The sequence below is a fragment of the Synechococcus sp. MIT S9220 genome (assembly GCF_014304815.1).
In the GTDB taxonomy this organism is placed as follows: Bacteria; Cyanobacteriota; Cyanobacteriia; order PCC-6307; family Cyanobiaceae; genus Synechococcus_C.
Genome location: NZ_CP047958.1, coordinates 2,034,561 through 2,052,157 on the forward strand (window position 1 = coordinate 2,034,561; position 17,597 = coordinate 2,052,157).

Here is a 17,597-nt window from a genome sequence, read left to right on the forward strand (position 1 = left end):
CTGCTGCTGCTGCTGATTGGTCTGCTGATGGCCGGGTGTAGCGGCAGAACTCAGCGGGCACCAAGTTCCCTTCTGCCTGAACAGCAGCAGCAGCCGGCCCTCAGTGGAGACGGCAGCAAGCTGGCAGTGATTGTTGACCAGCGCGGCAGACCGACCGTGCAGTTAAAGAACCTTCGTGGCGGCGGTCGTCTGCAGCTGCGCCATCTCAACGGGCAACAGCCCCACAGCTCTCCTTCCCTGAGTTGGAACGGTCGCTATCTGGCGGTGATCATTCAGCGCGGCAACCGACGGCTTGTTTTGATCGAAGACCGACTCAGTGGCCGAGCCCATCCGCTTCGCCTCCCCTCAGGTCGCACTCCCGTGCGACTGAGCCTCTCGCCCGATGGACGTCAGCTAGCGGTGCAAACCGCCGATCGAGGACGTTGGCAGGTGGAACTGCTTGATCTCAGCGGACTGCTCGAACCGGATCGACGCGGTGGGCTACGCCGCTCAAATCCGGCAGAGCTTCAGCCATGAGAGCTCAATGGCCGCGATTGATGGCACTGCTGCTTGGGCTTTGCCTGATGGGCTGTGGTCCATCCGGTCTACGCCCCGAGCGTGGCATCAGCAGTGCCCTGCAGCGCAGTTCAGACAGCCGGCGATGGCCCTCCATGGGCAACCGCTGGTTGGCGTCCATCGCCAGTCGCAACGGTCGGGAACGCGTCGAGCTTGTGGATCTACGCAACGGTCAGCCGGTGCCGCTGCCTGGCCTCAATCAGGCGGATGCACAGCCGATCAGTGTCAGCGTCAGCGCTGATGGCAATCGCATTGCCCTGATCCGCAGCCGAGATGGACGCACAGAACTGATGCTCTACCGCCGTGGTGTGGGAATCCTGCAACGCTTACCCGTTGAACCCGCAGGAGTTCCCAGAGAGGTCAGCCTGGATGGGTCAGGACGTCTCCTTGCTGTGCAGGTGAGCCGCCAGGGGCGATGGGATGTGGATCTGATCCGTTTACCTTGACCAACGATTGACGCTCAGGGAACCAGACCAGACCAATGCAGGAAGGTGTCGTGGCTCAGCGCTTCCACAAGCAGCACTGAAAGAAAGCCGATCATGGCGAAACGGCCATTGACACGCTCTGCATAGCCGCTCCAGCCGAATGCAGGAACATCACTTGTGGTTGCTGAGGGTGTCTGGTCGGCAGGAGCCTCAGGCGGCTTCGCTGAGTCGGTCTCGGAAGTCATCGGGGATCAAACGCGGCCAAATTCATAGCCTGCCGCGGGAAGCAGACGCCATCCTCCCTTGCCATCGAGTTCAAGAACCGTGTCATGGAACTCTCGAAGAGTTGGCCTGTGGCCAACACTGATGAATGAAATTTCACGTCGGCAAAGCAGTTCATAAAGATGCCGTTCCGTAGCGACGTCCAGAGCGCTGGTTGCTTCATCAAGCACCACCATGTGCGGAGCATTGAGCAGCAACCGGGCAAAGGCGAGACGCTGCTGCTCGCCAAGAGACAACAGGCGCGGCCAGTCCTGCTTCACATCCAGATCGGGATAGCGGTTAACCAGATCAGGCAGCCGCACTTCCTGGAGAACGGAGCGGAACTGATCAGCATCAAAGCGATCGGGCTGGAGTGGATAGGCCAGCTGTTCACGCAGGGAACCCAGCAGCATGTAGGGCTTCTGGGGGATAAAGAGCATGTCGCCGGCAGGAGGACGTTCCAGATGACCGTCACCACTGACCGGCCAGAGTCCACTCGCCAACCGCAGGAATGATGTCTTGCCGCAACCTGAAGGACCCACCACCAGCAGCCGCTGGCGGGCCTCCATGCTGAGGCTGAGGTCTTTGATCAGAACCCGGTCGCTCTGAGGAGGCACCAGATCAACATGACTGAGCAGTAGCCGACTGGCCTCGACCTCCTTGGCGTCATGAAGAGTGCCGAGTTGATCGTCTTCACTGCGGTGCGTGATCTCATCAACCCTTCCCTGGAATCCCTCCAGTCGGGAAATGCTGGCTGAAAAGGCTGCCAGACGATCAATGTTGTTGACGATATAGCTGACTGAAAAAAGCACCTGAGAGAAGGCGATGCTGGCCTGTCCGAAAACACCAAAATCAACCTCTTTAGCGAAGTAAATGGGTGCGATAACCAGCCAAGGGAGAAAGCGAGAAAAGTAATCGTAAGAACGCTGAATCACACTGATCAGCGCCTCCCAGATAATCAGTCGGTTGTAGTTGCTGATAGCGCCGTCCAGTCGGCGGTTGGCCTCCTTCCCCTCTTGCTTTTCGCCGCCATAAAAGGCAATCGACTCGGCGTTATCGCGGATATGGACGAGCCCATAACGGAAGTCGGCTTCCAGCTTGAGCTGCTGATAATTCAAGGCCACCAGCTTGCGACTGGCATAAACAATGAGAGTGGTTCCAACGACGGAGTAAACGATCAGCAGCTGGGCAAGACGACCATTAATTCCCCACAGCACAAGGATGAAACTGAAGAAGGTGAGCAGAGCCGTGATCACCTCCACAACAACACTCAAGCTGGTGATCGTGAAACTGCGGGTATCGTCAGCAATCCGTTGATCAGGGTTATCGATATCAGAAGCGTTCTCATCGTTGGGATTGAGAACGTAGTAAGCACGATTGGAGAGATAGCGACCCAGTAGACGCGAGCTGAGCCAGCGCCTCCACATCAAACCCACCTTGGGGATCAGATAGCTCTGCACCGCGCGAATCGGCAGCGCAAGCACCAGGCAGAACGCATAGATGGCGACGATGTTCCAGAAACTTGAAACGTCGTAGGCAACCAGTGCATTCTCGATATTGCGGGCGATATAGCTGATGCCGACGTTGATGCCGTTGATCACCAGAATCAGCAGAGCGATCACACCAAGCAGCAACCAGGGAAGCCAACGGCCTTGCCGGAGTTTGCTGCGGAACGCAATGAAGAAACCGGCTCCTGCCAGCGAGCAAGCGAGCACGACCGGACCAATCCAGCCTGACCAGATCGATCGAACGATCTCATCGACTCCGGGGAGAAAGCGATCCTGCAGTGTCGGGATCAATTGATCCGTCAGGGCCACAACGAGCGTGAGCAACCCGAGCGTGACTCCGATCACCACAAGCAGCAGTGAGAGCACCAGCAATAAGAACTGCCAGGTGCGAGTTTCCTCCACAGGGAGGAAATAGGGCTGGGCCAGGCGCTGCAGCTTGCCCAGCTGCGCACCCAGTCCCTGGGCAGGACGCCGAGGGGTGGTTGTCATGGAGTCATTCTCACTGAATCTGGATCAACCGGGGGGCCAATCCAGTGCGCGACCTCCGATCACGTGCACATGCAGATGAAACACGGTCTGACCGGCGGCGGCACCGCTATTGATCACCGTTCGCCAATCCTTGAGCCCCTCCTGCTTGGCCACTCGGGCCGCAACAAGCAGTAGATGTCCAAGCAGAGCAGCGTGCTCTTCGCCGACATCCTGGAGACCCACAAGCGGTTCACGTGGGATCACGAGTACGTGAACGGGAGCCTGGGGAGCGATGTCGCGAAAGGCGAGGCAATGCTCATCGCTATAGACCTCATCGCAGGGAATCTCACCCCGCAGGATGCGAGAAAAGATCGTGTCCTCGGCCATGGCAAAGGGGCTGGGGGGGGGCAGGTAATGGGACAGGCAGGGCATCAGATCCATGCACCGCTCATCAGTTCAATGCTGGCACGCTGCCTCAGTGCGTCACTGCTCGGTTTCGACGCCATTCCTGTGACCGTCGAGGTGGATCTGGCTCCAGGGTTACCAGGGCTGCAGCTGGTGGGCTTGCCCGATACCGCCATTCAGGAGTCAAGGGAGCGTGTGAGGGCCGCTTTGCGCAACAGCGGATTTCGCGGCCCTCTCGTGAGAGTGGTGGTGAACCTGGCACCTGCAGATCTGCGCAAGGAAGGTCCCGCATTCGACCTCCCCATCGCGTTGGCTTTGCTTGTGGCGAGTGGACAGCTCGATGCACCTGTACTCAATGGGCTTTGGTGTGCCGGAGAGCTGGGGCTCGATGGCAGCATCAGGCCCTGCCGCGGGATCCTGGCCATCGCCTGCCAGGCGGCTGAGCAAGACGCCCGCGCCCTTGCCGTCTCGGCAGGTGATGCGGCCGAGGCCTCCCTGGTAACCGGCCTGCTGATCCGCAGCGCATCCACACTTCAAGAGCTCGTGGACCTTCTTCGCAGTGGCCCAACTGGAGCGCATCAACGCGGCAGACAGTCCGCACAACCAGCCATTCAGCAATCCGCTCCAGCCTCTGAATCAACCGAGCAACTGCTGCACCTTCCCGGACAAGATCTCGCTCGTCAGGGACTCGCCATCGCTGCTGCCGGCGGTCATCATCTGTTGTTGGTGGGTCCGCCTGGATGCGGCAAAACAGTTCTGGCCCATCAGTTGCCCTCTCTGCTTCCTCCTCTGGAAAGGGAAGAAGCCCTGGAAATCACCCGCCTGCATTCGATTGCCGGACTCATCCGCGGAAAAGGGCAGCTGATCCAGCAACGACCCTTTCGAAGCCCACACCACAGCGCAACAGCTGCCGCATTGCTTGGAGGGGGTGCCCATCCCCGACCAGGAGAACTCAGCCTTGCCCACGGTGGAGTGTTGTTCCTGGATGAACTGACCGAATTCCCTCGATCAGTGCTCGACCAGCTGCGCCAGCCCCTCGAGGAGGGCGTGATCTGGTTGAGCAGAGCAAGGCTCAGCTGCCGCTTCCCCAGCCGGGTGACCCTGGTCGCTGCCGCCAATCCCTGTCCTTGTGGATGGTCAGGCGATCGCCGCTGCATCTGCAGTGAGCTGAAACGTCGTCGCTACTGGGGGCGGCTATCAGGACCACTGCTCGACCGGATGGATCTACAGTTGAAACTCGAACCAGCAGAGCCCGACAGTTTGCGGCGAAGCATGACTGAGGAGACTCCTGCGCAGGATCCGACATTCAACGCGGCCTCTATTCATCGCGCCAGGGTGCGAATGCGTGAGCGCAATCCTGATGGTCTGACCAACCGGGAACTGAATGCCGAGGGCCTGCAGCGTCATGGACGGTTCAGGCCAGACACCATCGGCCACTGGGAGGAGGTGATCCGGGCACGACGTTTGAGCATGCGCAGCGGACTACGTCTGCTTCGGGTTGCCAGGACAGTGGCTGACCTCCGTGCCAGTGACCAGGTGTCCATTGAGAATCTGGCCTCTGCCCTTCGTTTCAGGAGTTTCGATGTTGCTGAGCCATGGAGCTGACCAGGGCCCAGACAACACCAGGCTCAACTGGTCATCGAGCTGACCTGGGATCATCCCGATAAGGCTGAGGTCCGATGGCCGGAGGAACGGTCATCTTCTCCTCTCTGGGATTTCCCATGGCATGGGAAAGGGTTTCAGCCATCCAGGAGCGGAATGCATTGATTGAGCGACCCATGGTGTTGATTCCTCATCTCTTCCTTCAGTCTCGACAGGACAGAGGAGGAAGCCAACAGGCCGAAATACGGGTTTTTGGCCCTTGTTCAAAAACTAAAACTGCACCACCAACCCGCTGAGACGTTGATCGACTCAGCGGCCGAATCGGATTCAGCGACGGCGGCGACGCTGCTGAGCTTTGCGCTTGTACTTCTCGATCGGTGTTTCGTGGTGACGCAGACGCTTGAGGTCAGCGAAGATTCCAGCCTTGGAGACCTGACGCTTGAAGCGACGCAACGCCGATTCGATGCCTTCGTTTTCGCCGACCGTGACCTGAGTCATTCAACAAGCAAGAGATTTCCAGCGCACTAACCTAGCAAGTGACCTCAAGGGGTCTATTCGGTTTGTTCAGGGACAGCTGTCTCAGCCGCACTTTCTGAATCCGACTGAACGCCGTCGCGATACACATAGAGATGTCCGAGGGTGCGCTTACCGTATTGACGGCGCATCAGCCGCCAACCGGGCTCGAGCTTCAGTTGAACGAAATTGTTGCCGAAGCCGCCTGCCCGAGCCACCAAAAAAGTGGGTTCCGATGGATTACGCGTTGGCACAGCCATCAACTGAACGTCATTCGCCGACTTGATCACCGTTAGGCGATAGCTGGTGCCCAGGTCGTCAGCGCCGATGCGCAGCGAATAACCGTTGCCGTCGATATAGCGATTGCAGATACCCGTGAAATCAAAGGTTGCCAGCAACGGATCCACCACTCCTGGAGCCACTCCACTCACCGAGTAGCAGGGGCGAGCACTCGTGCGTTGCTCGTAGATATTCAGCTGGGATCGTTCACCGGAACCGATCGGAGCCGAGACCAAAACAAATTTGGTTTCATCGACCTCAGCGGTTGTGAACAGGGAGCCCTGAGCACGCACCGAGGAGATCAGTCCTGTGGCGACAGTGGCACCGAATACCGAGAGAGCGGCAGCGGCGATCCGTAAACGGGCCATCGAAGCAAAAGAATGTGCCTGGATCGTAAAAGTGCCGAGGCTCTTCGGCTGCCTCGATCAGGCCGGTTTGTTGAGTCGAATCGCAACCAGAAGTGACCCAACCGTGGCCGGGAGTGTCAGCCCGAGGATCCATCGGGTGAGCGTGACACCCAGATCGGGATCGCCATAGGCGAGTTCAAACACACTTCCTGTGGCAGCGATGCCGAGCACACAGGCCAGGGCCAGGAACAGCCCTGCAAGGGGTTTCATCGGCATGGAATCAGGGGATGGAACGCACGTCAGACGACTGAAAGCCATGGTCCTTCAGCTCTTTGCTGAGCTCACTGGCGTCGGTCACCCGATCGACGAACAACACACCAGTGAGGTGATCCATTTCATGCTGAATGCAGCGAGCCATCAGGCCATCAGCCTTCATCGTGCGCGGGCGACCCATCTCATCGCGGAAGCCCACCTGCACTGCACTGGGTCTCACCACATTGAGATACACGCCGGGAATGCTGAGGCATCCCTCCTCGTAGGTGTCGAGGCTTGCACTGGCCGACACGACCTCAGGATTGATCAACACCAGTGGCGGAGTCGTGGAATTCTCCGGATCGAGATCGATCACCAGCAACTGCTGGTGAATCCCAACTTGAGGAGCAGCTAGGCCGATCCCCCGAGCGGTGTACATGCTGCGCAGCATGTCCCGAACCAGATCCCTCACCGACTCATCAACCTTGCCGATCCGACGGGCATCAACCCTCAGCGCCTCATCACCCATGGTGTGGATCTGAAGCGGAGGCGTGTCTAAGACCTTCTTGGGCACTGCCACCGAGGAGCTGGTCTTCTCCGCAGAACGTGCCAACTGGGCGAAGCTCCTGGCCAAGGTCTCAAACTCCGTCCGATCTGTGCTGATCTTAGGCAGTCTCCTCTGAGCATCGGATTGCAGTCATGAGCCGTCCCCAGCCCCTGTCCGCAAGGACTGCCCTCGGACGCCTACCGGTTTTGAAATCACCACGGATCGTGGGCAACTGGGTGCTCTGGCTGGAGCAGAGACCTCATGAAAAAGGACGGACCACAGCCATGATCCGCCCCTGGCTCCAGACCGATGCAACAGCGAAGGAACTGACGGCAGCACCCGCCAACCTGCGCTGCCGAATTCATGAATACGGCGGTGGGGCCATGGCCGTGGCCCTGATGGGAGACGAACTACTACTGACCTGGATCGACGACGGCGACGGCTGTCTATGGCAGCAGACCTGGCATGGATTGGGCAGTGAGGATTGCTCAGCCCTCAAAGCGGAGGCACAACCGATTCGCATCAGCGCACCTGGCGCATGGGCCCTGGGAGGAGGCCTGATTGATCAAACACGGCTGCGCTGGTTGGGAGTGATGGAGTGCAACGGCCGTGACCAGCTGGTGAGCGTTGCCCTGAGTCAGAGCGATCAACATCCCCAGGTGCTTCACACAGCCGATGATTTCGTCGGCTATCCAGCGCTCAGCGCGGATGGAAGCCAGCTGGCCTGGGTGGAATGGCGACAGCCCGCCATGCCCTGGGATGCGAGCGAGCTTCGTTGCGCCTGCCTCTCGCCAGAGGGGCAGCTGATGCGGGTGCAGACGCTGGCCGGGAGCCGACCGGAAGCTGAGCAGGCCATCTCCGTGTTTCAACCCCTGTGGCAACCCGACGGCAGCCTGATCGTTGCCGAAGACAGCAGTGGTTGGTGGAACCTGATGCGGCTTGCCGATCCCGCCAGCGGAAAGCGCCACTGGGAGCGTCCATGGCCCATGCAGGCGGAAACCGCCATGCCCCAGTGGGTGTTTGGCATGAGCACCAGTGCCTGGGATGGCGAGCAGCTACTGGCAGCGATTTGCTCTGAAGGACGCTGGGAGCTGAAGCAGCTGAGAAGCGACGGCACGGTCCTCAATCTGGATCAGCCCTTCGATGATCTGGCCGATCTCCATGCCGACGCAGGACGGGCCGTGGTGATCGCCAGCAGCTCCCAGATCGGCCAGGGTCTGCTGGAGCTGGAGTTGAGCACCGGTGATTGGCAGCACACTCCAGCCGGCGAGGCCGCACTACCGATCGAAGCCATCAGCAGCGCCGAACCGTTGTGGTTTGAAGGCGCCGGCAACCTACGCACTCATGCCTGGTACTACCCGCCCCTGGGTGGAGCCAGCAGCGAAACGCCCTTACTCGTAAAAAGCCATAGCGGACCAACCGCCATGGCTGGCCGCGGCCTCAACCTTGGCATCCAGTTCTGGACAACCCGAGGCTGGGGAGTCGTGGATGTCAATTACGGAGGGTCCACCGGATTCGGGCGGGCTTACCGGGAGAGACTGAACAGCGCCTGGGGGGTCGTGGACGTGCAGGACTGCGCCTCCGCTGCAATGGCTCTAGTGGAGGCAGGCCAGGCCCATCCGCACAAGATCGCCATCGAAGGAGGTAGCGCCGGTGGATTCACCACCCTGGCCTGCCTCTGCTTCACCGATGTGTTCCGGGCAGGAGCATGCCGCTACGCCGTCAGCGACCTCACCTCTCTGGCTTCGGAGACACACCGCTTTGAGGCCCGCTATCTCGACTCGCTTGTGGGGGCCTGGCCTGAGGAGCGGGCCCGCTATGAGCAGCGCTCACCGCTCCAGCATGCGCAATCCATTCGCTGCCCAGTGATCTTTTTCCAGGGTCTGCAGGACAAGGTGGTGGTGCCGGAACAAACGGAACGCATGGCCGCCGCTCTAAGCAGCAATGGGCTTCCTGTCGAGGTGCAGACCTTTGCAGAGGAAGGTCATGGCTTCCGCGACAGTGCCGTGAAGGTGCAGGTTCTGGAGGCAACGGAGCGTTTCTTCCGTCGTCAGCTCGGGCTCTGATCCGCCTGACCGTAGTGAAGGCCGCGGAACTGGGCATGCACCGCTTGCATCTGCTGCGTGGACAGCAGCGGGGGCTCCCCCAACTGCAGAGCCTGCAGATACATCCGCGCCAGGGTCTCCACCTCAACCGCCACTCGTAATGCGGACTCCAGATCTTTCCCCAGCGTCACCATTCCGTGCCTGGCCAGCAGACAAGCATTGCGTTGGGCCAGAGCATTCACCACGTTGTCGGAGAGTTCCTTCGTCCCGAAAGTGGCGTAGGGAGCACAACGAATCTCATCACCACCAGCTACGGCAACCATGTAGTGAAATGCAGGAATGCCGCGGTCATGGCAGGCCAATGCCGTGGCATGAATCGGGTGGCAATGAAGCACCGCCATGGCTTCGGGGCGGCAGCTGAGCACATCCGCATGAAGACGCCATTCCGACGACGGTCGCCGCTGCTTCTCTTTCAGGGGTTGTCCAGACAGATCCAGTGCCACCAGATCACCAACCTCCATCTGTTCATAAGGAAGGGAACTGGGAGTGACCAAAATCCCCTCCTCAATCCGAACCGAGAGGTTGCCGGAAGTGCCCTGATTGAGGCCTGTGCCATTCATGCGGCGCGCCACAGTCACCAGCTGCTGACGCAGCGCCTGATCATCGAAGCGATCAGCCACAGCCATACAGACTCTTCAGCCCCTCCTCACTGGCATCCGCCACACCCCGATCGGTAATCAGCGCAGTGACAAGCCGGGCAGGCGTCACATCAAAGGCAGGGTTGAAGCCATCACTGCCATTGGGTGTGAGCTGCACCTGAGCCAGAGTGCCTGCCGCTGGTCCATCGAGCAGACGGCCCTGAATTGCCGTGACCTCCTGGGGGGAGCGGGCTTCGATCGGGATCTCCGCCACCCCGTCATCCAGGCTCCAGTCGATGGTTGATGCGGGGAGCGCCACATAGAACGGCACCGCGTTGTCATAAGCCGCCAGGGCCTTCAGATAGGTCCCGATCTTGTTGCAGACATCTCCACGGCGGGTGGTGCGATCCGTTCCCACAATCACCGCATCCACTTCACCGTTCTGCATCAGGTGACCTCCAGCGTTGTCCACGATCACGGTGTGGGGAACTCCTTCTCTGCCGAGCTCGTAGGCCGTGAGCGATGCACCCTGGTTGCGGGGTCGGGTCTCATCCACCCAGACATGAAGATCAAGACCGGCGCGTCGGGCCTTGTAGATCGGGGCTAATGCCGTACCCCAGTCAACCGTGGCAAGCCAGCCAGCATTGCAGTGGGTCAACACCTGAAAAGGCTTGTTCTTGCGGACTTCTGGCCTGGCCGCCGCGAGCCGCTGAATGATCTCGAGGCCGTGGTCACCGATGGCGGAGCACATGGCCACATCCTCATCAGCGATCAAACCGGCCTCCTCCCGAGCGGCAACTGCCCTTTTCGCCGGAGGCAACGCCAACACACGATCACGCACACGCTCCAGCGCCCAGCGCAGATTCACAGCTGTGGGGCGCGTGGCATTGAGTTGGTCAAATGCCGCCGCCAGGGCTGCATCACTGGCGTCATTCTGCAAAGCCAGCATCAGGCCATAGGCACCGGTCACCCCGATCAACGGAGCGCCACGAACCACCATGGTGCTGATGGCCGCAGCCGCCTGCTCACAGCTGCTGAGGGAGCGGGTGCCGAAGCGATGGGGCAACTGGGTCTGATCAATCACCCAGACCGAGCGACCGTCCGGTTCCAGTCCGATGGTGCGCCAGGCCTGGCCATCAATATTCATCCGGATCGCGTCGATAGACCTGGGCCAATCTGCCTGTCCGCTTCACAGCATCCCCACGAAGCACGCAACCCGTGATGGCAGCGACTCATGGCCAAGGCCATGCTCATGGCTCAGGAATTGTCACGGAAAAATGTGATCACGCCCTGCAGCTCATCGGCGAAGCGATCGATCTCCGCCATCGTCGTGATGAAGCTGAGACTGGCGCGGGCTGAACCGGTGACTTGATAGTGGCGGTGCAGTGGCTGACAGCAGTGATGTCCGCTGCGAATGCAGATCCCAGCAAGATCGAGCATGGCGGCGATGTCGTTCGCATGAACACCATCCACAAGAAAGGTGGCGAGAGCACCACGACCAGGCTGTTGCTGAGGCGTCGGGCCAAGAATGCGCAGACCGTCAATCGCCTGCAGACGATTGAACAGATGCAGCGTGAGTTGCGCTTCCCAAGCTGCGATGTTCTCAAGACCGATCTGCTCGAGATAGTTGAGCGCAGCGCCCATCCCCACGGCCTCACCAATGGCGGGCGTGCCGGCCTCGAACTTGTACGGAAGATCGGCCCAGGTGCTGTGATCCAGATACACGTCCTGAATCATTTCTCCACCGCCAAGGAAAGGCGGCATCGACTCCAGCAGGGCTTCTTTCGCCCAGAGGAAACCCATCCCGGTGGGTCCACAGAGCTTGTGCGATGAACCCACCAGGAAATCAGCTCCCAAAGCCGACACCGAGGTGCGTTGATGAGCAAGGCTCTGACAGGCATCCACCAGCACCAATGCACCGGCTGCATGTGCTGCCGGAATCACCAGCTCCAGAGGGTTACAACAACCCAGGGTGTTGCTGATGTGCACAAGGCTGACCAGTCGTGTGCGATCGCTGAGTTTGGAACGGAAATCGTCAAGATCCAGTTCACCTGTTTCGGTGACCCCGGCATGGCGCAGGACACAGCCCGTTCGCTGAGCCAGGAGTTGCCAGGGCACCAGGTTGCTGTGGTGCTCCATCAATGTGAGCAGAATCTCATCCCCTTCACGCAGATTGGCGTTACCCCAGCTGCGGGCTACGAGGTTGATGGCCTCCGTGGCATTGCGGGTGAACACAATCTCCTGAGGACCAGCTGCTCCGACAAAGGCGGCGGTGGTGGTGCGTGCCGCCTCAAAATCCTCGGTAGCCCTGGCACTGAGCTGGTGTGCACCTCGATGCACATTGGCGTTATCACAGGCGTAGTAGGCCTGCAGCGCTTCGAGAACCACCCGGGGTTTCTGGCTCGTGGCGGCGTGATCGAGATAGATCAGAGGGTCGCCCTGAGACGATCGCTGATCAAGAATCGGGAAATCAGAACGAGTCCGTTCCGCTAGAGAGACGCCGGTATCACGAGACAGTGTGGTCATAGGGGTCGAGAGGGGTCAGCGATCGCTCCGGAAGCCATCCAGGCCTTGGCAGCTCCTGGCAGGCGATCGACCACTTCGCAACAGAAACCTCTGAGTAGCAGTGCAGCTGCTTCGTCGCCGTCAACTCCTCGACTCCGAAGGTAGAAAAGTTCCTCCTGCTGCAGCTGGCTGATCGTGGCGCCATGTGCGCACTTCACATCGTCGGCAATGATTTCAAGCTCAGGCTTGGCGTCAACACGCGCACGCCGCGACAGCAGCAGACTGCGACTGAGTTGGGCTGCATCCGTCCGCTGTGCCGCTCTGGGCACCTGAATAGCACCGTTGAAAATGCTGTGGGAACGATCAGCCGCAACAGCTTTCTGCAACTGATCAAGCTCACCCTCAGGACCACCGAAACGCATGCTGCTGTGCGTCGCGAATTGTTCGTCAGCTGTTGTCAACGAGAGGCCATGGATGCCTGTGGTGGCCTGCCCCTCTAGTTGCAGCACACGCGGTTCGAGGCGCCCGAATCTCCAGCCTCGACAAACGCTGGTCAACGCATAGTGGCTGCGAGGCTCCTGTTCGATAGCAAGGTGCGCCATCAGCGACGCGTCACCGTTGCCACTAGCAAGAACACCGTGATTCAACCGCGCGTCTTGCCCCAGATGCACCTCCAGCACATGGCTATGAGCGCATTGCCCATCAGATGATGAGGATCCTGATGGGAAGACCTCCAGAAGCTCCAGCTCCGCATTCGACTCCAGCAGCAACAACACCCGGGTGGCAGTCAGACCAGCCCCGGTGGCAAGCACAAGTTCCAGAGCGGAGACCTTGCCGCAAACCCGCAGAGCGAGAACGTGCTGGCTGTGAGCATGATTGAGCTCAACGGGCCAGGCCTCGGCACAGCCGCAGTGATCCAGGGTCTGACCGAGGTGACGATTCAGCTCAGCATCAGTGAGCGGGGTCACGCCCTCCGGAAGCGAAACACCGTCCAGAGGATCCATCTGTCCTCCGAGCACAAGCCGCGTCACACCGTCTGACACCTCAGGCATCAAGGGGTTGGAGGTCTCGCTGACCTCGGGAAGTGTGGCTAAGACCTCAAGACGTTTGAGATCGGTGAGTCGCCAGGCTTCCTGTTTACGAGTGGGCAGTCCCAGCCGTTGGAGGGCTTCCCGTCCTCGCTGCTGCACCGGTGCCAGCACACTGCTCACCATGATCAGGCCACTCCCTCGGCGGCGAGCTGCTTATCAACCCAGTCGTAACCAGTTTTCTCCAGCTCGATAGCCAGATCACGGCCGCCGGTGCGCAGGATGCGGCCAGCGGCCATCACATGCACGTAATCGGGGGTGATTTCATCGAGCAATCGCTGGTAATGCGTGATCAGGATCGTGGCGTTCTGCTCACTGGAGAGCTGATTCACACCACCAGCCACGATGCGCAGAGCGTCGATATCCAGACCGGAATCGGTTTCATCCAGGATCGCTACCACCGGTTCCAGCAGTGCCATCTGCAGGATTTCATTGCGCTTCTTCTCACCACCGGAGAAGCCCTGGTTGACGCTGCGCTCGAGGAATGCAGGATCCATCTGCACCACCTTGAGCTTCTCGCGCACGTGGTCTTCAAAGTCGAAGGTGTCGAGTTCTTCCTGACCCCGCTTTTCGCGCCTGGCGTTGGTGGACACGCGCAGAAATTCCAGATTGCTGACGCCGGGGATCTCAACTGGGTATTGAAAGCTCAGGAACACACCAAGCCGAGCACGTTCTTCTGCCTCCAGTGCGAACAGGTCTTCTCCGCGGTAACGAACACTGCCGCCGGTGACCTGATAAGCGGGATGGCCGGCCAGAACTTTGGAGAGGGTGCTTTTACCGCTGCCGTTTCGGCCCATGATCGCGTGAATTTCACCGGCTCTGATCTGCAGATTCACGCCTTTGAGGATGGGTTGATCCTCTACAGATGCATGCAGATCATTGATGTCGAGAAGAAGCTCAGCGTCGGGGCGAATCACAGTTAAAACAGAACAGGGAAGATGATCGTCAGAAATTGAGCCTGAAAGGAGGGTTCAACCCACAGACCCTTCAAGCTTCAGGGCCAGAAGTTTGTCGGCTTCGGCGGCAAACTCCATCGGCAGCTGGTTGAACACATCACGGCAGAAACCACTGACCATCATCGAGACGGCCTCCTCGAACCCGATGCCGCGGCTCTGCAAATAGAAGAGCTGATCTTCTGAGATTCGGCAGGTGCTGGCCTCATGCTCCACCGCAGATTCAGGCTGCTGAGAGCGGATATAGGGGTAGGTGTTGGCTGCAGCTTGATCTCCGATCAACATCGAATCGCACTGGCTGTAATTGCGCGCACCTTTTGCCGCAGGTCCGATCTGCACCAGTCCGCGGTAACTATTACTGGAATTGCCGGCACTGATCCCTTTGCTGACGATGGTGGAACGGGTCCGTGCACCGATATGCACCATTTTTGTGCCGGTATCAGCCTGCTGTTTGTTATTGGTGAGCGCTACTGAATAAAATTCACCAACAGAATCTGCCCCCTGCAGCAAACAACTGGGATACTTCCAAGTAATCGCTGAACCGGTCTCCACCTGAGTCCAGCTGATGCGACTGCGTGCGCCACGACACTGACCGCGTTTGGTCACAAAGTTGTAGATACCGCCAACGCCGTTCTCGTCACCGGCGTACCAGTTCTGAACGGTGGAATATTTGATCGATGCATCATCAAGTGTCACCAGTTCAACCACCGCCGCATGGAGCTGATTGGTATCGAACATCGGGGCAGTGCAACCCTCGAGGTAACTCACGGAAGCACCTTCCTCCGCCACGATCAGGGTGCGCTCGAACTGTCCAGTATCTCCTGAATTGATCCGGAAATAGGTGGAAAGCTCCATCGGACATTCGACACCTTTGGGAATGAATACAAAGGAGCCATCACTAAAAACAGCGGAGTTGAGAGCTGCAAAATAATTATCGTTACTTGGCACAACAGAGCCGAGATATCGCTCAATCAATTCTGGATGATCTTTAACAGCTTCACTAAAGGAACAGAACACAACTCCATGCTCAGCAAGCTTTTCCTTGTAAGTGGTGGCAATGGAAACACTGTCAAAAACGGCGTCAACAGCAACGTTGCTCAGGCGTTTCTGTTCACTCAGAGGAATCCCGAGTTTGTCGAAGGTCTCAAGCAGCTTGGGGTCAACTTCTTCGAGTGAGCTCTTTTTAACCTGCTGCTTGGGAGCTGCGTAATAAACGATGTCTTGATAATCAATCGGGTCGTAACCCAGCTCAGCCCAGTCAGGCTCTTCGAGTGTGAGCCAATGCCGGAAAGCCTTGAGACGGAAGCGAAGAAGAAACTCAGGCTCTTCTTTCTTGCTGGAGATGAGTCGCACGATCTCCTCGCTGAGGCCCTTGGAGATCTTTTCAGTCTCGATATCAGTAACAAATCCGTACTTGTACGGCTGGCTAACGAGATCTCGCGTGGAAGTGGACGTCATGAACAAAGAGCTCCCGCCAGGTCGTTTTTGTGACGGGCCAGCTCCTTCAGAACTGTGGCCAGAACATCACGATCACCAAAGGAGGAAGTATTGGTGCGTTTCGCGCCGGTCTCAGCGATATTGCGAATGACGTCCAATATCTCCGTGGTTGGCTCTTGATTGCCGGCGAGGGCTTCAGTCATGGCGGCGAACGTTGGCAAGAGTGTCGGAGCCAGGGAGATACGAAACAAAATGGTTTCGTATTTGGAGCCTAGAGCACGGATCCATCACCCGACCATGTGACCATTGTGACGGACGTCGGTTCTAACCGGAAAACCCTGCCGGCGCGGCGCCACCAGAAAACGATGCCCAGACAGGCACCACCTCCCCCTGGGTCAGGTCGTGATCGCCTCGGCATCCAGAGCCGCTTTTAGGAACAGTTGATCCAGGCGATCACCCAATGGAAGCCTGGACTGACATCAATGGATGCATGCCGTTGTCACCAACAGAGGCGGTTACCGCCCTGATCCAGTGCGAAGAATCAAGAGCAAGCAGTTCGGCGGACGTTGCAGCGACCAAGCCTTGTTCTGAGATCATTCTCCACGCCTGCCGCGGCATGACCCAAGGCAATTGGCGCGTTCCCGTGGCATGGTGAAACCATCACCCCGATCTCATGGGCGCGTCAGCTCAGGCTCCCACTCGTGAAGCAACGCTCACCTTGCTCCTGCGGCAGGGTGAGATCAGTGCTGGTGCTCTGGCCAACGAACTGGGGATCTCTGTTCAGGCGATGCGCCGTCATCTGCGCACACTGGAAGAAGAAGGGCTGGTCGAAGCGAGCTCGATCACGGCTGGACCGGGTCGGCCTTCCAACCAATGGAGACTCACGCAGCAAGGCCATCAACACTTTCCAGATGGCAGCGACACCTTTGCGCTGAATCTGCTCGAGTCGATGGCGACAAGCCTGCCGCCTGAGACCTTGGCAACCCTGCTCGAACGACAGGCCCACGAGAAAGCCCATCAGTACAGGCACCAAGTCGGCGAAGGACCGCTTGAACAACGCATTCGCAGATTGGTCAGCCTGCGCAGCAATGAAGGGTATGTCAGCGAAATGGTGCAAGCAGAGAACGGGCACGGCTGGTGCATCAATGAATTTCATTGCTCCGTCCAGAGAATCGCTGAAGAATTTCCGGCTGTCTGCGACCAGGAACTTCAACTGATTCGGATGACATTCCCTGACTGTCGGGTGGAAAGAGTGCACTGGAGGCTGGAATCAGGACATTCCTGCGGTTTTCAGATCAGCCCATCAGGCACGACGTCCAACGAATCCACACCCGGATCCCAACTGTGAGCGTGGATCCAGCGCCGGTTTCAGGCCCATTGGACCGGCAGCAGATCGAACGCATCGACGCCACGCTTCTGCCCGCCGTCGACCGCCACCTTCTGCGGCTGCAGGCCCACTGTCTGGCGACGTTTAAGCAGATCGCCATGCCGCTGCAGCAAGGGCCTTTGCCAACGCGGGATCACTGGCAGGACTGGTGTGATTGCCAGCCTCAGCTGGCCAACGATGCGGACTTCCGGGAACAGCTGATGATGCAGTTCACAGTGATTGCGAGCCAGCTTGAAGAGCTCGCCAGGCAGCTGCAGCTCACTCCACTCGAGCTCCAGCTCAACGATTTGATCCAACACGCCGAAGCAAACAGCCGTCAGCGCTTGTCGAGCTTGGAGTGAACCGATTGCTGGATGCACTCCGAACATCGCGAACCGATCGC

21 protein-coding genes are annotated in these 17,597 nt (G+C 58.9%); 6 read left to right on the plus strand and 15 right to left on the minus strand.

All coding sequences use genetic code 11. The features are described from left to right. The first annotated feature begins 27 nt into the window (after positions 1-27). Together SynMITS9220_RS11310 and SynMITS9220_RS11315 are read left to right on the plus strand one after the other, a co-directional pair. On the plus strand, positions 28-516 hold the full coding sequence (locus SynMITS9220_RS11310) for a Tol biopolymer transporter periplasmic protein (RefSeq protein WP_186989321.1): 489 nt from the start codon (positions 28-30) through the stop codon (positions 514-516). 20 nt (positions 517-536) lie between these two features. After that, positions 537-1,001: a TolB family protein gene (locus SynMITS9220_RS11315; protein ID WP_370594337.1), complete on the plus strand. Its 465-nt coding sequence runs from the start codon at positions 537-539 to the stop codon at positions 999-1,001. A 14-nt stretch (positions 1,002-1,015) separates the two neighbouring features. Here SynMITS9220_RS11315 and SynMITS9220_RS11320 read toward each other — a convergent pair whose 3' ends face one another. Genes SynMITS9220_RS11320 through SynMITS9220_RS11330 form a run of 3 tightly spaced genes read right to left on the minus strand, consistent with a single transcriptional unit; the run spans position 1,016 to position 3,604 of the window. Next, on the minus strand, positions 1,016-1,225 hold the full coding sequence (locus SynMITS9220_RS11320) for a chlorophyll a/b-binding protein (protein WP_067096604.1): 210 nt from the start codon (positions 1,223-1,225) through the stop codon (positions 1,016-1,018). Between the two features lie 6 nt (positions 1,226-1,231). Further along, a complete protein-coding gene (locus SynMITS9220_RS11325) occupies positions 1,232-3,238 on the minus strand; it encodes an ABC transporter ATP-binding protein/permease (RefSeq protein ID WP_186989325.1) in 2,007 nt (668 codons plus the stop codon). Positions 3,239-3,262: 24 nt separating this feature from the next. Further along, positions 3,263-3,604, minus strand: a complete 342-nt coding sequence (locus SynMITS9220_RS11330; RefSeq protein ID WP_186992172.1) for a histidine triad nucleotide-binding protein — start codon at positions 3,602-3,604, stop codon at positions 3,263-3,265. A 72-nt stretch (positions 3,605-3,676) separates the two neighbouring features. Here SynMITS9220_RS11330 and SynMITS9220_RS11335 point away from each other — a divergent pair, with 72 nt between their 5' ends. Next, entirely contained in the window at positions 3,677-5,227 is a 1,551-nt protein-coding gene (locus tag SynMITS9220_RS11335) for a YifB family Mg chelatase-like AAA ATPase (protein WP_186989327.1), read from the plus strand. A 31-nt stretch (positions 5,228-5,258) separates the two neighbouring features. Here SynMITS9220_RS11335 and SynMITS9220_RS11340 read toward each other — a convergent pair whose 3' ends face one another. The 5 genes from SynMITS9220_RS11340 to def form a co-directional block, all read right to left on the minus strand. Then, positions 5,259-5,402, minus strand: coding sequence for a hypothetical protein (locus SynMITS9220_RS11340; RefSeq protein WP_170951854.1), 144 nt, complete (start codon positions 5,400-5,402; stop codon positions 5,259-5,261). 149 nt (positions 5,403-5,551) lie between these two features. After that, positions 5,552-5,722, minus strand: a complete 171-nt coding sequence (gene rpsU / locus SynMITS9220_RS11345) for a 30S ribosomal protein S21 (RefSeq protein WP_006043142.1) — start codon at positions 5,720-5,722, stop codon at positions 5,552-5,554. 53 nt (positions 5,723-5,775) lie between these two features. Continuing rightward, entirely contained in the window at positions 5,776-6,384 is a 609-nt protein-coding gene (locus SynMITS9220_RS11350; RefSeq protein WP_115126628.1) for a DUF3747 domain-containing protein, read from the minus strand. A gap of 57 nt (positions 6,385-6,441) precedes the next feature. After that, positions 6,442-6,639 carry a hypothetical protein gene (locus SynMITS9220_RS11355; RefSeq protein ID WP_066910887.1) on the minus strand — a complete coding sequence of 66 codons (198 nt, stop codon included), beginning with the start codon at positions 6,637-6,639 and terminating at the stop codon, positions 6,442-6,444. Between the two features lie 4 nt (positions 6,640-6,643). Then, the gene (def, locus tag SynMITS9220_RS11360) at positions 6,644-7,249 is read right to left on the minus strand and encodes a peptide deformylase (protein WP_186989329.1); all 606 of its coding nucleotides are present in this window, start codon (positions 7,247-7,249) and stop codon (positions 6,644-6,646) included. 65 nt (positions 7,250-7,314) lie between these two features. Here def and SynMITS9220_RS11365 point away from each other — a divergent pair, with 65 nt between their 5' ends. Next, positions 7,315-9,228: a prolyl oligopeptidase family serine peptidase gene (locus SynMITS9220_RS11365; RefSeq protein WP_186989331.1), complete on the plus strand. Its 1,914-nt coding sequence runs from the start codon at positions 7,315-7,317 to the stop codon at positions 9,226-9,228. Here the strand turns inward: SynMITS9220_RS11365 and SynMITS9220_RS11370 are convergent. The 7 genes from SynMITS9220_RS11370 to SynMITS9220_RS11400 all read right to left on the minus strand — a co-directional run bounded on the left by SynMITS9220_RS11370 (position 9,213) and on the right by SynMITS9220_RS11400 (position 16,031). Next, positions 9,213-9,893 (minus strand): class II aldolase/adducin family protein, encoded by a 681-nt coding sequence (locus SynMITS9220_RS11370; RefSeq protein ID WP_186989333.1) that lies wholly within the window; start codon positions 9,891-9,893, stop codon positions 9,213-9,215. The genes SynMITS9220_RS11365 and SynMITS9220_RS11370 overlap by 16 nt on opposite strands. Continuing rightward, positions 9,880-10,992, minus strand: a complete 1,113-nt coding sequence (gene mtnA / locus SynMITS9220_RS11375) for an S-methyl-5-thioribose-1-phosphate isomerase (protein WP_186989335.1) — start codon at positions 10,990-10,992, stop codon at positions 9,880-9,882. Before mtnA ends, SynMITS9220_RS11370 begins: the two co-directional genes overlap by 14 nt. A 110-nt stretch (positions 10,993-11,102) precedes the next feature. Then, the gene (locus SynMITS9220_RS11380) at positions 11,103-12,371 is read right to left on the minus strand and encodes a SufS family cysteine desulfurase (protein ID WP_186989337.1); all 1,269 of its coding nucleotides are present in this window, start codon (positions 12,369-12,371) and stop codon (positions 11,103-11,105) included. Then, on the minus strand, positions 12,368-13,564 hold the full coding sequence (locus SynMITS9220_RS11385; RefSeq protein WP_186989339.1) for a SufD family Fe-S cluster assembly protein: 1,197 nt from the start codon (positions 13,562-13,564) through the stop codon (positions 12,368-12,370). Before SynMITS9220_RS11385 ends, SynMITS9220_RS11380 begins: the two co-directional genes overlap by 4 nt. A gap of 2 nt (positions 13,565-13,566) precedes the next feature. Beyond that, positions 13,567-14,355, minus strand: a complete 789-nt coding sequence (gene sufC, locus SynMITS9220_RS11390) for a Fe-S cluster assembly ATPase SufC (RefSeq protein WP_186989341.1) — start codon at positions 14,353-14,355, stop codon at positions 13,567-13,569. A 54-nt stretch (positions 14,356-14,409) separates the two neighbouring features. After that, the gene (gene sufB / locus SynMITS9220_RS11395) at positions 14,410-15,849 is read right to left on the minus strand and encodes a Fe-S cluster assembly protein SufB (protein ID WP_186989343.1); all 1,440 of its coding nucleotides are present in this window, start codon (positions 15,847-15,849) and stop codon (positions 14,410-14,412) included. Next, positions 15,846-16,031, minus strand: coding sequence for a hypothetical protein (locus SynMITS9220_RS11400; RefSeq protein ID WP_186989345.1), 186 nt, complete (start codon positions 16,029-16,031; stop codon positions 15,846-15,848). Before SynMITS9220_RS11400 ends, sufB begins: the two co-directional genes overlap by 4 nt. 470 nt (positions 16,032-16,501) lie before the next feature. Here SynMITS9220_RS11400 and sufR point away from each other — a divergent pair, with 470 nt between their 5' ends. Both sufR and SynMITS9220_RS11410 read left to right on the plus strand, forming a co-directional pair. Next, positions 16,502-17,176, plus strand: coding sequence for an iron-sulfur cluster biosynthesis transcriptional regulator SufR (sufR, locus tag SynMITS9220_RS11405; RefSeq protein ID WP_186989347.1), 675 nt, complete (start codon positions 16,502-16,504; stop codon positions 17,174-17,176). Further along, positions 17,173-17,556 carry a hypothetical protein gene (locus SynMITS9220_RS11410; protein WP_255483076.1) on the plus strand — a complete coding sequence of 128 codons (384 nt, stop codon included), beginning with the start codon at positions 17,173-17,175 and terminating at the stop codon, positions 17,554-17,556. The genes sufR and SynMITS9220_RS11410 overlap by 4 nt, the downstream gene beginning before the upstream one ends. Positions 17,557-17,597: the final 41 nt, after the last annotated feature.

What these genes read in the sequence shown, in the direction of transcription:
- mtnA (WP_186989335.1), bottom strand. Translation starts at nt 10,992, where the DNA reads ATGAATATTGATGGCCAGGCCTGGCGCACCATCGGACTGGAACCGGAC.
- SynMITS9220_RS11315 (WP_370594337.1), top strand. Translation starts at nt 537, where the DNA reads ATGGCACTGCTGCTTGGGCTTTGCCTGATGGGCTGTGGTCCATCCGGT.
- SynMITS9220_RS11330 (WP_186992172.1), bottom strand. Translation starts at nt 3,604, where the DNA reads ATGGCCGAGGACACGATCTTTTCTCGCATCCTGCGGGGTGAGATTCCC.
- SynMITS9220_RS11385 (WP_186989339.1), bottom strand. Translation starts at nt 13,564, where the DNA reads ATGGTGAGCAGTGTGCTGGCACCGGTGCAGCAGCGAGGACGGGAAGCC.
- SynMITS9220_RS11310 (WP_186989321.1), top strand. Translation starts at nt 28, where the DNA reads ATGGCCGGGTGTAGCGGCAGAACTCAGCGGGCACCAAGTTCCCTTCTG.
- SynMITS9220_RS11335 (WP_186989327.1), top strand. Translation starts at nt 3,677, where the DNA reads ATGCTGGCACGCTGCCTCAGTGCGTCACTGCTCGGTTTCGACGCCATT.
- SynMITS9220_RS11325 (WP_186989325.1), bottom strand. Translation starts at nt 3,238, where the DNA reads ATGACAACCACCCCTCGGCGTCCTGCCCAGGGACTGGGTGCGCAGCTG.
- SynMITS9220_RS11380 (WP_186989337.1), bottom strand. Translation starts at nt 12,371, where the DNA reads ATGACCACACTGTCTCGTGATACCGGCGTCTCTCTAGCGGAACGGACT.
- SynMITS9220_RS11350 (WP_115126628.1), bottom strand. Translation starts at nt 6,384, where the DNA reads ATGGCCCGTTTACGGATCGCCGCTGCCGCTCTCTCGGTATTCGGTGCC.
- SynMITS9220_RS11320 (WP_067096604.1), bottom strand. Translation starts at nt 1,225, where the DNA reads ATGACTTCCGAGACCGACTCAGCGAAGCCGCCTGAGGCTCCTGCCGAC.
- SynMITS9220_RS11370 (WP_186989333.1), bottom strand. Translation starts at nt 9,893, where the DNA reads ATGGCTGTGGCTGATCGCTTCGATGATCAGGCGCTGCGTCAGCAGCTG.
- sufR (WP_186989347.1), top strand. Translation starts at nt 16,502, where the DNA reads ATGGGCGCGTCAGCTCAGGCTCCCACTCGTGAAGCAACGCTCACCTTG.
- SynMITS9220_RS11340 (WP_170951854.1), bottom strand. Translation starts at nt 5,402, where the DNA reads ATGGGTCGCTCAATCAATGCATTCCGCTCCTGGATGGCTGAAACCCTT.
- SynMITS9220_RS11365 (WP_186989331.1), top strand. Translation starts at nt 7,315, where the DNA reads ATGAGCCGTCCCCAGCCCCTGTCCGCAAGGACTGCCCTCGGACGCCTA.
- rpsU (WP_006043142.1), bottom strand. Translation starts at nt 5,722, where the DNA reads ATGACTCAGGTCACGGTCGGCGAAAACGAAGGCATCGAATCGGCGTTG.
- SynMITS9220_RS11355 (WP_066910887.1), bottom strand. Translation starts at nt 6,639, where the DNA reads ATGCCGATGAAACCCCTTGCAGGGCTGTTCCTGGCCCTGGCCTGTGTG.
- SynMITS9220_RS11400 (WP_186989345.1), bottom strand. Translation starts at nt 16,031, where the DNA reads ATGACTGAAGCCCTCGCCGGCAATCAAGAGCCAACCACGGAGATATTG.
- sufB (WP_186989343.1), bottom strand. Translation starts at nt 15,849, where the DNA reads ATGACGTCCACTTCCACGCGAGATCTCGTTAGCCAGCCGTACAAGTAC.